Source organism: Lysinibacillus zambalensis (assembly GCF_040183165.1).
In the GTDB taxonomy this organism is placed as follows: Bacteria; Bacillota; Bacilli; order Bacillales_A; family Planococcaceae; genus Lysinibacillus; species Lysinibacillus zambalensis.
In genome coordinates this window covers 1-12,938 of sequence record NZ_JBEGDG010000004.1, presented here as the reverse complement: position 1 = coordinate 12,938, position 12,938 = coordinate 1, and the positions used below count along the sequence as shown (strand labels likewise).

General features: G+C 39.6%; 11 protein-coding genes and 8 tRNA genes. 3 read left to right on the top strand and 16 right to left on the bottom strand.

All coding sequences use genetic code 11. The features are described from left to right. Positions 1 to 85 precede the first annotated feature (85 nt). Genes menH through ABNX05_RS07250 form a run of 3 tightly spaced genes read right to left on the bottom strand, consistent with a single transcriptional unit; the run spans position 86 to position 4,009 of the window. Entirely contained in the window at positions 86 to 919 is an 834-nt protein-coding gene (gene menH, locus ABNX05_RS07260) for a 2-succinyl-6-hydroxy-2,4-cyclohexadiene-1-carboxylate synthase (RefSeq protein WP_349659115.1), read from the bottom strand. Beyond that, positions 907 to 2,631, bottom strand: a complete 1,725-nt coding sequence (gene menD / locus ABNX05_RS07255; protein WP_349659114.1) for a 2-succinyl-5-enolpyruvyl-6-hydroxy-3-cyclohexene-1-carboxylic-acid synthase — start codon at positions 2,629 to 2,631, stop codon at positions 907 to 909. Before menD ends, menH begins: the two co-directional genes overlap by 13 nt. Beyond that, positions 2,624 to 4,009: an isochorismate synthase gene (locus tag ABNX05_RS07250; protein WP_349659113.1), complete on the bottom strand. Its 1,386-nt coding sequence runs from the start codon at positions 4,007 to 4,009 to the stop codon at positions 2,624 to 2,626. The genes menD and ABNX05_RS07250 overlap by 8 nt, the downstream gene beginning before the upstream one ends. A gap of 607 nt (positions 4,010 to 4,616) precedes the next feature. Between ABNX05_RS07250 and ABNX05_RS07245 the strand changes: the two genes are divergently transcribed. Beyond that, on the top strand, positions 4,617 to 5,537 hold the full coding sequence (locus ABNX05_RS07245; protein ID WP_349659112.1) for a 1,4-dihydroxy-2-naphthoate polyprenyltransferase: 921 nt from the start codon (positions 4,617 to 4,619) through the stop codon (positions 5,535 to 5,537). Between the two features lie 29 nt (positions 5,538 to 5,566). Here the strand turns inward: ABNX05_RS07245 and ABNX05_RS07240 are convergent, their stop codons facing one another. From ABNX05_RS07240 to ABNX05_RS07220, 5 genes are all read right to left on the bottom strand, one after another. Continuing rightward, positions 5,567 to 6,493 (bottom strand): dipeptidase, encoded by a 927-nt coding sequence (locus tag ABNX05_RS07240; protein WP_349659111.1) that lies wholly within the window; start codon positions 6,491 to 6,493, stop codon positions 5,567 to 5,569. A gap of 48 nt (positions 6,494 to 6,541) precedes the next feature. Continuing rightward, positions 6,542 to 6,991, bottom strand: coding sequence for a TraR/DksA C4-type zinc finger protein (locus ABNX05_RS07235; protein ID WP_197140214.1), 450 nt, complete (start codon positions 6,989 to 6,991; stop codon positions 6,542 to 6,544). Between the two features lie 143 nt (positions 6,992 to 7,134). Further along, positions 7,135 to 7,896 (bottom strand): MerR family transcriptional regulator, encoded by a 762-nt coding sequence (locus ABNX05_RS07230; protein ID WP_349659110.1) that lies wholly within the window; start codon positions 7,894 to 7,896, stop codon positions 7,135 to 7,137. A gap of 482 nt (positions 7,897 to 8,378) precedes the next feature. After that, positions 8,379 to 8,534, bottom strand: coding sequence for a hypothetical protein (locus ABNX05_RS07225; RefSeq protein ID WP_349659109.1), 156 nt, complete (start codon positions 8,532 to 8,534; stop codon positions 8,379 to 8,381). Between the two features lie 63 nt (positions 8,535 to 8,597). Next, entirely contained in the window at positions 8,598 to 9,809 is a 1,212-nt protein-coding gene (locus tag ABNX05_RS07220) for a diaminopropionate ammonia-lyase (protein ID WP_349659108.1), read from the bottom strand. A 138-nt stretch (positions 9,810 to 9,947) separates the two neighbouring features. On the opposite strand from ABNX05_RS07220, the gene ABNX05_RS07215 reads away from it, so the two are divergent. Together ABNX05_RS07215 and ABNX05_RS07210 are read left to right on the top strand one after the other, a co-directional pair. Beyond that, the gene (locus ABNX05_RS07215; RefSeq protein WP_349659107.1) at positions 9,948 to 11,093 is read left to right on the top strand and encodes a PD-(D/E)XK nuclease family protein; all 1,146 of its coding nucleotides are present in this window, start codon (positions 9,948 to 9,950) and stop codon (positions 11,091 to 11,093) included. A 271-nt stretch (positions 11,094 to 11,364) separates the two neighbouring features. After that, a complete protein-coding gene (locus tag ABNX05_RS07210) occupies positions 11,365 to 12,003 on the top strand; it encodes an NAD(P)H-binding protein (RefSeq protein WP_349659106.1) in 639 nt (212 codons plus the stop codon). Positions 12,004 to 12,150: 147 nt separating this feature from the next. On the opposite strand, the gene ABNX05_RS07205 is transcribed toward ABNX05_RS07210, so the two are convergent. From ABNX05_RS07205 to ABNX05_RS07170, 8 genes are all read right to left on the bottom strand, one after another. Next, a tRNA-Glu gene (locus tag ABNX05_RS07205) sits at positions 12,151 to 12,222 on the bottom strand. A gap of 2 nt (positions 12,223 to 12,224) precedes the next feature. Further along, positions 12,225 to 12,315, bottom strand: a tRNA-Ser gene (locus ABNX05_RS07200). Positions 12,316 to 12,324: 9 nt separating this feature from the next. Continuing rightward, positions 12,325 to 12,401, bottom strand: a tRNA-Asn gene (locus ABNX05_RS07195). A 4-nt stretch (positions 12,402 to 12,405) separates the two neighbouring features. Further along, a tRNA-Ile gene (locus ABNX05_RS07190) sits at positions 12,406 to 12,482 on the bottom strand. Positions 12,483 to 12,488: 6 nt separating this feature from the next. Continuing rightward, positions 12,489 to 12,562, bottom strand: a tRNA-Gly gene (locus ABNX05_RS07185). Between the two features lie 3 nt (positions 12,563 to 12,565). Next, positions 12,566 to 12,641 (bottom strand) — tRNA-Phe (locus tag ABNX05_RS07180). Between the two features lie 15 nt (positions 12,642 to 12,656). Continuing rightward, positions 12,657 to 12,732 (bottom strand) — tRNA-Asp (locus ABNX05_RS07175). Positions 12,733 to 12,736: 4 nt separating this feature from the next. Next, positions 12,737 to 12,811: transfer RNA gene (locus tag ABNX05_RS07170), tRNA-Met, on the bottom strand. Positions 12,812 to 12,938: the final 127 nt, after the last annotated feature.

Below are 12,938 nucleotides of genomic sequence, written 5' to 3'. Positions count from 1 at the left end.
ATTCGTCTCGTTCAAATCGAGGCGAAAACGTAAAAATTTTATTACTATCAATTATGCCTCGACATAATTGCGTCTGGAATCGACTTTAACTTCTCTCATTGGTGTTGAAAGAAGTTAAATACTCCTCTACTATTGTAGCAAACTCAGCGGGATTTTCCACATGAATTGCATGTCCAGCTTCATTTACTGTCGTATGCTTGGCATTTTTTAATAACGCTTTCATTTCTAGTGCTATTTTACAAAATTTCTCATCGAGTGATCCTGTAATTAAAAGCACAGGAAATTCAAGCTTCTCCAATGCTATCCAATTTGATGGTTGGCTTCCTGTACCAATGCCTCGTAAGCTACCTGCCAAGCCTTCCTCTTTCTGAAAAAGTCGTTCGAACCTAATCGCTTTTCGCACATTGTGTGGTAAACGCTTTTGAGATTCAAACAAAGGAATAGTCTCCCATGTATTAACAAATGATATCAAACCATTACTAATTATTTTTTCAGCGAGAGCGTTATCCCTCTCACAACGTTCAGAACGTTCCTTTGCCGTTCGTAAACCTGGCGAAGCACTTTCTAAAATTAGCTTTTCAATGCGTTCAGGGTAGGAGATTGCATACGATAATGCAACTCTTCCCCCCATTGAATAGCCTAGCAGCGTAATTTTTTTTAGCTCTAATTGGCTAAAGACTTCCTCTAAATCTTGGATTTGCTCTTGCATAGAGAAACGACTAATTTGCTGAGGTATTGCCGTTTGGCTATGTCCAATTAAATCAATGGCAATAACTCGTACATTAGGTAGAGCTTTCGCTAAATTTTGCCATGTAGCCGTACTTCCTGTAAAACCATGCAATGCAACGAGCGTTTGCTCCGCTTCTTCATTCCAGATTTCCACGCTCGTTTCAAGTCCACGAATCATTAGCTTTGCCATGCTTTTAGCCCCGCATTAATGCGATTCCACAACGCTCGATGCGCATATACATTTTCCTCTCGGTTCGTGAAAATTTCGATTAAGCGCATTGGTCGTTTCTTCATAGTAGTGAACTTTACTGATAGCTCTGAAATATCGTCTACACGTATATAGTCCATTCCGTACATGTTGGCAATATCGAAGAATTCTAGGGCAGTTGGTGTCCCGAACAAATCTTCATAATGTGCCTCGACTGTAGATTGTGGTAAATAAGAGAAAATACCGCCGCCATCATTATTCATAACGATTATTGTTAGGTTGCATTCTTGGTATCTTGAAGCAATTAACCCATTGACATCATGTAAAAAGGCTAAATCGCCAATAAGCAAGTAGGTTTCGCGGTTATTTCCTTGACTAAAGCCCATTGCTGTCGATACGACGCCATCAATACCGTTCGTTCCACGATTCGCAATAATACGAAGATCTTTTGGTGTTGCCATTAAAAACGTATCAATATCACGCACTGGCATACTGCTACTTACAAAAATATCACTACCATTAGGAATCATTTTGAGTAATCGACTTACCATTGCACCTTCATCAATCGCACCATCAGAATAATGTTCAATATACTCTAGTGCTATATCATTAGCATCTTGCCACTCAGCTAAATACGCTGCTTCTAGTGCTGTTTCAGAGACTTCTAATTGCGTGAGCCACTCGCCAATACTTGCATGAACAAAATGAGTAGACGCACCTGTAGCATCACGGAACATCGGATCTTCATCGACCACAATATAAGCATCTGGCTGCGATTTAGTAATAAATTGCATAATAAATTTAGAAACAGGCTGTGCTCCTAAACGTAGTACCGTATCTGGTTTAACTAATGCTTTAAAATCTTCGCTCTTCATAATTGCATCGTACGTTGTGATCATATATGGTAGACAATCCTCTGGGACAGACGAGCGCATATTAGATAAACTCTCGACAATGACCGGCCATTTTAATTGGCGAACAAACTCCCACATCATTGTTAAATCTGTATCAAGTGCTAACTCCCCAATAATAACAAAGCCTTTTTTAGTTGCACGTATAATCTCCGATAACTCTTGTTGAGTCGCCATGGAAGGTATTAACTGACCCATACTACTGTGCTTAAATGTCGCTTCAGGAAGTTCCTTTCGAAAATCAATTAACAAAGGTTCTCTAAACGGTACATTAATATGCACTGGTCCAAATGGTGCGCTCATTGCAATCGCTACCGCACGTGCGATATGACGCTCGATGAACGGCAATGTTGGTGCTGCATCATCTGCCAACGGGAAATCCACGCTCCACTTGACATGGGAGCCATATAAATTCGGCTGATTAATAGCCTGTGGTGCACCTACCTCTCGCAATTCATGCGGACGATCAGCTGTGATTACAATTAACGGTACACGGGCATAGCTTGCTTCAACAATGGCAGGAAAATAGTTTGCCGCAGCTGTTCCCGATGTGCATAAAAGAACAACAGGTTTTGCGGTAGCCTTTGCAATTCCTAACGCAAAAAAGGCAGCAGATCGCTCATCAACCTGACGATACATATGGAGCTGTTTCGTTGAAGCAAATGCATAAGCTAAAGGTGTAGAACGTGAGCCAGGGCTGACAACAACGTTTTCAACACCAGCTTGCACTAGTGACGCTACCATTTTATAAACATAATCCGTTAATATTTCTCGTTCACTCATGTAATTGTCCTCCTAGCGCACGAAGCATTGGACGGAATTTCACTAATGTTTCATCATATTCAGATTGTGGCTCTGAATCTGCTACTATACCGCCACCAGCATATAAATAAGCCCTATCCTTAACTAAAGCAGCAGAACGAATGGCCACTGCAAATTCCCCATTACCTTCAGCATCTACCCAACCAATTGGAGCTGCGTAAAGTCCACGATTCATAGGCTCATACTTACGTATAGCTGCCATTGCCTCTTTCCTTGGCACACCGCCTAAAGCTGGCGTTGGATGCAAAGACTTTGTCAGTTGTAATATAGTTGCCCCATTATTCAACTGACCTTCAACAGGTGTATATAAATGTTGTATATCTCTAATCTTTAGTAAGCGAGGGCTATCTGGTACTTTCATCTCGACACAATTTTTACGGAAAGTTTCCGCAATCATATCGACAACATATTGATGCTCGCCACCGTTTTTCGAATCATTTAATAAGCTTTGTCCATAGGCTTCATCTTCCTCTGCTGTCTTACCACGTTTAATAGAACCTGCCACACAAGATGAAAAGGCGCGGCCCTTTTCTACTTTTACAAGACGTTCAGGGGACGCACCAAAGAACAATAATTCTTGATGCTCTAAACCAAATAAATAGCTCTCTGGCTGCTCATGAATAATTTGTGATAATACTTGTGGTGAAGAAACTTCTTCTTTAAATTGCAATGCTAGCGAGCGTGCAATAACAACTTTATCTGCCTTCTTTTGCTTAATCAATGCTGTTACTTGGTCAATCGAAGCTAAATATGGTTCCTTATATGGCTCAAAATAACTTGTGATTTCAGGCTTTGAATACGTTTTCACTTCTTTTACCTGCGCAGCATGAATTAAATGATCTCGCTCTTTTCGTAACGCGTCAAACTGAGGCTCTGCTTGCCCATCTTTTGAAAGAAGATGGATACTTACAAATGCTTTGTCATCACGTATGACAAGCTGATATGTTGCGAGCGCAAAAAAAGCTTCTGGAAAGTCTGTCCACTCCCCAGCAACATTATTTTGTGGATCGAATGTAAATCCGCCAAATAAAATTGGCTGTAGCTCACTTTGTCCCTTAACACAGTTTTTCGTTAAGTTTTTCCATTCCGCTTCTACTGCATCGTAGCGATCATTTTTGGCGTTATTTTGTATTGTATAGGCATGTCCTAGCCCTACTAATGTCATTGTCTTTTCTCTATTTTGCCAATAAAATCGTTCACCTTTATAATGTTCCTCACCCGCCGCATAAAATGCGAGCGCCGATAAGCGACTTACTTCAATTGTTTCCATATAAAAATGAAGGCTTTGGCCCAAAGAGTCCACTTCTACTTCTGTGGCTTGGTACCACTTCTGTTGCATGAAAATTACCTCCGTTGTTGCAATGTACATAATGAATGACGCACGGTATGTTTTGTACTCGCTCTAACTTTCAATATAAATTTTAACTGCTTTGGCTTTTCTATAACACAAATTGGACAAACCTTTGCATAATAAAGTGAGTGTTTGCACTTTTACCACATCATATTTATATTGTTAAAATAGCTGTCATTTTATTTTGCTAGCTTATTCTTTGTACTGTTGCTATTATCTTAATTATTGTTTTCAGTTCATAAATGCATGTTCTATTGTATCATTTTTTTTAACTTCTTTCAGCAAATGTCCTTTGTACCGAAAGCGTAGCGACAGGTACAGAAGTCTCCCTCCTCTATAGGTGGTGAGATGAATGCGGATTTAAGCTACTTTTCAGCGGGTGTCCAAACAGCCGCTGAAAGAAGTGAAAAGCCCCCGGCGGATGTCACGTAATCGGAAAGGAGTTCTTTGTGCAAGCATAAAGCCTATTCCGGACGCAATTATGCCAAGGCATAATTGATCTGAACTGTATATAATAAGCTGTGAACCTATCCAATTTCTCATTCTTCGTATAAAATAAGAATAGTCTACAACATTTGAAGGAGAGAAAGACCTTATGACCAAAGTCATTGAAGCTGATAGGGGTTTTAAAGTTTGGTGGCATTTAACACGTCCACATACTTTAACCGCTTCATTCGTTCCAGTATTTTTAGGAACAGCGATTGCCTTGGCAATTGAAAAACAAACAATCGATTATGGACTATTTTTTGCTATGCTCATTGCAAGTATGCTTATACAAGCAGCAACAAATATGTTCAATGAATATTACGATTACAAATTAGGACTAGACAACGAAAACTCTGTCGGTATTGGTGGAACGATTGTACGTCACGGTGTTCAACCAAAAACTATTATGATGATTGCCTTAAGCTTTTATGCAATCGCTATGCTGCTTGGCATTTACATATGTGCCTCTACCTCTTGGTGGCTTGCTGCCGTAGGACTTGTTTGTATGCTGATCGGTTTTTTATATACTGGAGGACCTTACCCTATAGCCTATTCACCATTTGGAGAACTTGTATCTGGCGCTGTTATGGGGATGGGTATTATCTTAATCGCCTTTTATATTCAAACACTTACAGTAACTTTTGATGCTGTTTTACTTTCAGTACCTAGTATGATTTTAGTTGGGGCAATCATGCTGTCCAACAACATTCGTGATATCGTTGGCGATACAGAAGGTGGTCGAAAAACGCTTGCTATTTTAGTAGGCCGAGACAATGCCATTTCTGTCCTATCTGGCTTTTTTATCATTTCGTACTTATGGGTAATCGCTCTTGTAGCAATTGATGGTATTACCTTTTGGGCTCTAATCATATTCTTAAGTGTTCCAAAACCACTTCGTGCGATTCAAATTTTCCGCGATAAAAAAGAAGCTAAAGAAGTGATGCCTGCGATGAAATTTACAGCGCAAACAAATACATTCTTCGGCTTCCTCTTAGGAATCGGTTTATTGATTCAATATTTCTTTTATTAGTATGACCCATCATTAAAGATGCAGCAGCCTTAAAAGGTTGCTGCATCTTTTACATAGCGTCGAAAATTATTACTTGCAATACCGCAAACTTCTTCGATTGAAAAATGTTCACGTAATGCCTCTAACAAATTTTGTGCCTCTCCTGCGTGCGCTAATCCTTTGACAGTAACATCTATACCATCGAAGTCTGAACCTAGTCCAAGGTGCTCTACCCCTACTATATTCGCTAGATGCTTCACATGCGCTACTATATCATCTATCTTAGCATTGTCTCGGATAAAAGTCGGGTAGTATACGACATGTATATGACCGCCATGCTCGACAAGTGCTTTCGCCTGAGCATCCGATAAATTTCTAGGATGATCACAAATTGCACGTGCATTACTATGACTAGCAATTAGATGCTTCGCTAGTGGTAAAACATCCCAAAAGCTCTGTTCATTTAAATGGGAGACATCGATAATAATATCTCTCTCATTTAGCAAGTTTATAACTTCTTTACCAAATGATTTTAAACCAAGGCTTGCATCCTGTTCAGCACCGTGGGCTACAGCATTTTCTTCATTCCACGTTAGACCAACAAGCTTTACACCTGCGTCTAATATGGCAGAAAGCTTTGCTAAATCTTCTCCGATTGGGCCACAGCCCTCTAAGCTTAAAATGGCTCCAATTTCATGCGGAGCTAAAGTTTCTAATTGGGACCAATCCGTAATATGCACCATGCCCTCAGTTTGTAATACATGTGTATGGAAGGCTTCAATTTGCCGCACCGCCTCTAAAAATTGCATGCTTTGCGGAATGTTAGGGTTTATAAAAATAGCAAATACTTGTGCCTTAACCCGCCCTAAATGTAATCTCTCTCGATTGGCATGCAAACGTGCATCATCTTCAAATTTTGCCGCTTCTAAAGTTGTTAATTTCAATAGAGCATCACAGTGTAAATCAATTATATCCATATTCTCACCCCATACAGCTATTATACTGCCTGTGAGTGAAAATGCTTACTAACTTTTATCTTGTGGTGTATCGGAAGAGCCAAATTCCTCAAGTTCTATGAAATCATCTGATTTTGGGGTTGAAGACAATACATCTTCCTCTACTGGCCTTAAATTATCTTCTTTGTGCTCCGCATGCTCAACACATGTCAATGCTTTCGGCATAGCTTCTAGGCGACCAATCGGAATCTCTTCACCACATACAGCACATTTACCATATGTACCGTCCTCCATCGCTTGTAGTGCAGCCTTTATTTCTTCAGCATCGTCACCACGGTGCTCATCAATCGCCATTTCCGTTAGCTGATCCGTTAAATCACTCGCATTGTCAGCTGGATGATTATCATAATTAGATAGCTCTGTCGCTTGTGGACGCTCTGATTCCTCCAGTTGCTGTTCTATTTCCTGTAGCTCCTGCTCTAATTGCTTTTTCAATTTTTCCATTACTTGTGGGTTCAAAAAAATCTCCTCCTCATGCCTTCATTTTTTCCTAAATTAATATTTCTAAAACATGAAAGGATGAGAAGGAATCACTTATTTTTTGTATATTTATTTTCATTTAGTAAACGTTTTTTATAGCGACAGCGAAACGTCAGCTATAATTACGCTAAAGTGAAATTTTGGATGGCATCATGTAAAAATTGCGCTGCTCCTTCAGCAACACGTTCATCGTAATAAGCTGAAAAGCGTTCATCCGCTACATACATCTGTGCTATACCTGCATGTGCTTCCTTAGAATATTGTGCCCACGAAAAGCTAAGCCAACGTTTATGAAGCTCTGCTACTTCCATTGCCACATCATTGTTTGTATCGCCGATTGCCATCGCTTCTTTTAAACGAGCAAATAATTGCTGTTCTAGCTGCTGCATAGCCTCATACTGGTCTTCCGTCATATTCATTAGCTTCGCATTCGATGCATCAACCGTTTTATCACCATATTTTGCACGAACCTCTTGACCATATTGCTTTTCATTCTCCTCGATTAGTTTTTCTTTAAATCCATTAAATTTCTCTTCATTTGCCATTGGTTGTTCCTCCTCTATAGATTGAATGGTTTTTTCCACTGTTTGTAATATCTTTTCAAGCTGTTCCTTGCGTTTCAGTAAAGCCGTACGATGGGTTTTGAGTGCCTCTGTATGTTCAAAATCTGGCGATTGAATAATTTCCTTAATGGTCGCTAACTTCATATCTAATGCTCTATAAAATAAAATTTGCTGGAGCATATCAACTTCAAACTGTCCGTAAAATCGATAGCCCACCTCATTGGTTCTTGCTGGCTTCAGTAATCCAATTTCATCGTAATAGCGTAGTGTTCTTGTGCTAACTCCGGATAATTGAGCAAGCTCTTGAATCGTAAATTCCACACTGTTCACCCCCTCTACTACTACTGTAAATCTTTACGCAACGTTAAGGTCAAGGAAAAAAATAAAAAAATTTGTTCCTCGCCATAAAGTGTGGTTGATTTCCGTTCCGACTGGGCGCTTTGCTTTCGCTACAGAAACCATTTGTTGTTGCTGTCGCTTCGCTTTCGCACAGAAAACATTCGCTTCGCTTCAGGGTCTCGGGCCAACAGATATTTTTTGCGCGAAAGCATAGTGCTAACGAAGCGGCAGCGGTACCGATGTTGGTCACGAAGGAGTCGCCCATTCGTAACGAAGGTCAACTTATATAAATTGCATAAGTCTTTCAAATTTCATCCTTCAATACATGCGTATAAAAAAAAGCAAACTAGAATTTTTATTATCACTAGTTTGCTCATTATCAATTATGCCTTGGCTAATTGCGTCCGAAATCGGCTTTGGGCCAACAGATGTTTTTTGTGCGACAGCGTAGTGCTAACGCAGCGTCAGCAGCATGAAGTAGGTCCCTCAGTCGTGGGTTGTTGCTGTTGTTGTTGCTGTTGCTGTTGTTGTTGCTGTCGCTTCGCTTTCGCACAGTTAAAACCGTGTTGCTGTCGCTTCGCTTTCGCACAGTTAAAACCGTGTTGCTGTCGCTTTCGCACAGATAGATTGCCACAGGACGTGGGGTTCTATTATGCGGGTGTTTGGACACCCGCTATAATAAGTTAAATGTTTGCATATTTCCCATGCCACATAATATTTCTATAGTTTTCTACATCTGTGTCACCTTCAGTGTTAATAAACAATATACGAGAATTTTCATCTATTTGTAATGTATCTTTCAGTTCTATATATTGCTCATTCATCATCAACTCATAAAAACATCCAACTGGGGCAGCTCCAGATTCTCCAGCAATAATTCTTGCATCTGTTGCTAGTGGATTCCCAAGAATGCGCATACCTGTAGCGGCAATTTCCTCATCACAGCAAATACTCACCTTCGTATAAGTCTTTAATAAATCCCAAGCTAGTGGATTCGGCTCACCACAAGCAAGACCTGCCATAATGGTTTGCATCTCTCCACCAACCGTTACAAATTGCTCAGCTCCTGCTTTAAAGCTTTCATAATAGCAATTCGCTACAAAAGGCTCAACTAAGACAAATGTAATCTCTTGCTCATAGTATTGTTGTAAGAAAGCTACAACTGCACCTGCAAAAGATCCAACTCCAGCTTGTAAAAATACATGGGTAGGTGCTTTTTTCAACTGCAGAGCGACTTCTTTTATTAGCGTTGTATAGCCTTGCATAATCCATAAAGGAATTTCCGCATAGTCTTCCCACATCGTATCCTGAATAACTACCCAGTCATTTTCTGTTGCTAGTTGTGAAGTATAACGAACTGTATCATCATAATTCATTGTCGTTATTTCAGCATATGCACCTTCATTTTTAATATTTTGGAGGCGCTCCTCAGCACTACCTGCTGGCATATAAATGCGTGCTTTCAAACCAAGCTCTCTAGCAGCCCAAGCTACTCCACGACCATGATTGCCATCGGTCGTTGAAATAAATGTTAAGTCTCCTAGCTGTTCCTTTATTTCTGATGATTTAAGCTGCTCAAACGATAACTCATCAATATTCCTATCTAACTTTTTGGCAACATACTGCCCAATTGCATAAACACCACCCAATACTTTGAATGCATTTAAGTCAAATCGATATGATTCATCTTTTACAAAAATACTTTGTACGCCAACTAGTGATGCAAAAGCATTTAAGCTTCGTAATGGTGTGCTTTCAAATTTCTCATATGTACGTTGAAATCTACCAACACGGTTTACTTGTTCTGATGAAAAATGATGTAGAAAAGGTACTACTTGTTCTACGTTCTTCTGCAACAAATATTGTTGGTTGTTTGTCCATAATAATTTTTCCATCTTCATCCCCCTACTTTTGTTTCTATATTTATCTTAGCTTATAGCATCACAAAAAAATACTACAAGGCTGTTTTCGAATAGATTATTGCTATAATAGTTTTCTATACTTTAAATCTACTGAGTTTGAGAGGTTAGAATATGATAAGAAATGAGAAAGAGTTGAAAACCAAGCTGAATCAGTTGATTAGTGATTCTGATTTCTTGCGTTTACAAGAATCTTTTGAAAAACAAAGCTTGTTTCAATTATTGGGTTTTGGACACCGCGAAACGATGCACAGCTCTTTTATCAGTTGGTTGCTTTCACCAACGTCTTCGTTAAATTTAGGGACGTTCCCACTGAAGCGTTTTCTCTACTATATTTCTGAGGAAAATGTCTCAAATGCGAAAACCGTTATTGATTTTGATTTAATCGAATCGGACTCACTCCAACTAGAGGAAATGGAAGTGGCAACTGAGGTATCGGAGTCTGCGGTCGATCCAGAGACAAACCAGGAATTACGGGCTCGATTTGATTTATGTTTGACGAACGATCTGGTGAAAATCATTGTGGAGAATAAGGTGTTGGCAAGAGAAAACAAAGACCAGACCGAAACCTATACGAAAATCTTAAAACAATTGGATGACTCGTATACATATGAATTAAAGGTCTTTTTGTCTCCAGATGCCACGGTAAAACCAAAATGTCCCGAGTTTATTCAAATTGATTATCAAGGGTTATATGATTTCGTCATATTGCCTTGCTTGAATCACCCAAAAATTACAACAGCAAATAAAAATATTTTAGAAGAATATATACATAATCTTCGTATGGTCTATAAAGGAGTGAATAAGCCGATGGCAAGAGTAAATGATGGGTTGTGTGTAGCAATATACGATAAATATAAAGATGTATTAGATGAGATATTCGATGCGGTTAAAAATGAGACACCTGAAAAAAGGACGGTCAAAACGTCTTCTCCGATTCGTAAATCAAATATCTCTTGGAAAGAGTTGTATTCACGACTAAATGAAGACGAAAAAAATCTAGAAGCTACTTATGGAGGTGCCGTAAGAGAGGCAGAAATCGACCTAACAAGTGGCAAGGTCCTTTTTGAAGAAAAAGAATATAGTAGTCCTTCAGCCGCTGCCATTGCCGCAGTAAATTCCGTTAAAGGTGAAAATTACACAGAGCGTTACAATGGCTATGCATTGTGGAGTATTGTGTATCCAAATGGTGATAAGAAGAAACTGTCTGATGTACGTGATGATATCGCTGCATCTTTAGATCAAGAGGAAGAGGATTAAGCTCCTTCAGAACTTTTCAAGATTATTTCGTATTCAAGTATTCCACAAAAAGGCACGATTGTTTAAAAAGCATCGCTGTTTTTCCTAAAACGGGGCTTTAGTTAAAAAACAAAAAGGCGGAATTTATTCTACACATTTTGTAGATTAAATCTGCCTTTTTGTTTTAACAGCAACAATCTTTTGGAAAATAACTTAATAGAAAAAGAAAAGTTTGAAACCTATTAATGAGATTCATCGTATATGTACCAGTATATTCAATTGGAGGTTTAAAATGGATAACCCTAGTAGAATTGCGATAATTGGAGGAACAGGGAAAGTAGGAAGGTATATAGCAGCTCGTGCAATAGAAAAAGGATATCATGTTCGGATGCTTGTTAGGAACCCGGAGAAGGTACTATATAAAAATGATAAAATTGAAATAGTAAAAGGACAGGTTCAAGAGATAGAAAGCATTCGAGAACTTCTTAAAGATTGTCAAGTTGTTATTAATACATTTGGTCAACCACCTAAAGAGGAACCTATTTATAGTAAAGTTACAGCTACTATTTTTAATGTGATGGAAGATTTAAACATTAGTCGATATATAGGTGTTTCCGGTGGTTCTCTAACGATAAAAGAGGACAAAAAAAGCATGATGAATCTTTTTGGAGCAAAGATGTTTGAAGTTATCTTTCCGAAAATGATGAAGGATAAAAAATTGGAATGGGAACTTTTATTAAATAATAAACAAATTAAATGGACACTACTTAGATTACCATTTGTGAAAGATAGCTTAACATCTAATCAGATAAAGGAAAATCTTACTGATATGCCTGGTACAAAAATTACGAATCAAGATATAGCCACTTTTATCATTGATCATATTGATAATGCAAAGTACGTGCACAAAACACCTTTTATATCCCATTAGGGTACTAGCAATAAAAAGACATGAAAAGTAACATGCTATTTTTGTAGTGTATCTTAAAGACAAATAGTATTACATTCGTCACCTTTGGACCATTTGGAAATACAAAAAAATACAGTAGATGTAAATTACATCTACTGTATTTTAGTATGACCCGTACGGGATTCGAACCCGTGTTACCGCCGTGAAAGGGCGGTGTCTTAACCACTTGACCAACGGGCCAATGGCGGAGAAGGAGGGATTTGAACCCTCGCGCCGGTTACCCGACCTACACCCTTAGCAGGGGCGCCTCTTCAGCCTCTTGAGTACTTCCCCACAAAAAAATGGCTCCGAAGGCAGGACTCGAACCTGCGACAACCTGATTAACAGTCAGGTGCTACTACCAACTGAGCTACTTCGGAATAATGGTGGGCCTAAATGGACTCGAACCATCGACCTCACGCTTATCAGGCGTGCGCTCTAACCAGCTGAGCTATAGGCCCATAGATTGGAGCGGGTGATGAGAATCGAACTCACGACATCAGCTTGGAAGGCTGAGGTTTTACCATTAAACTACACCCGCATATGGTGGGTCAGGACGGAATCGAACCGCCGACACTTAGAGCTTCAATCTAATGCTCTACCAACTGAGCTACTGACCCATATTTTTTAAAAAATGGCGGTCCCGACCGGGATCGAACCGGCGATCTCCTGCGTGACAGGCAGGCATGTTAACCGCTACACCACGGGACCATTTTGGTTGCGGGGGCCGGATTTGAACCAACGACCTTCGGGTTATGAGCCCGACGAGCTACCACTGCTCCACCCCGCGTTAATAAAATATTCTTTTCGAGTTTTTCAAGCGCCATTTATAAAATAAACTGGAGGAGGTAGAGGGATTCGAACCCCCGCGCGGTGTTACCCGCCTGTCGGTTTTCAAGACCGATCCCTTCAGCCAG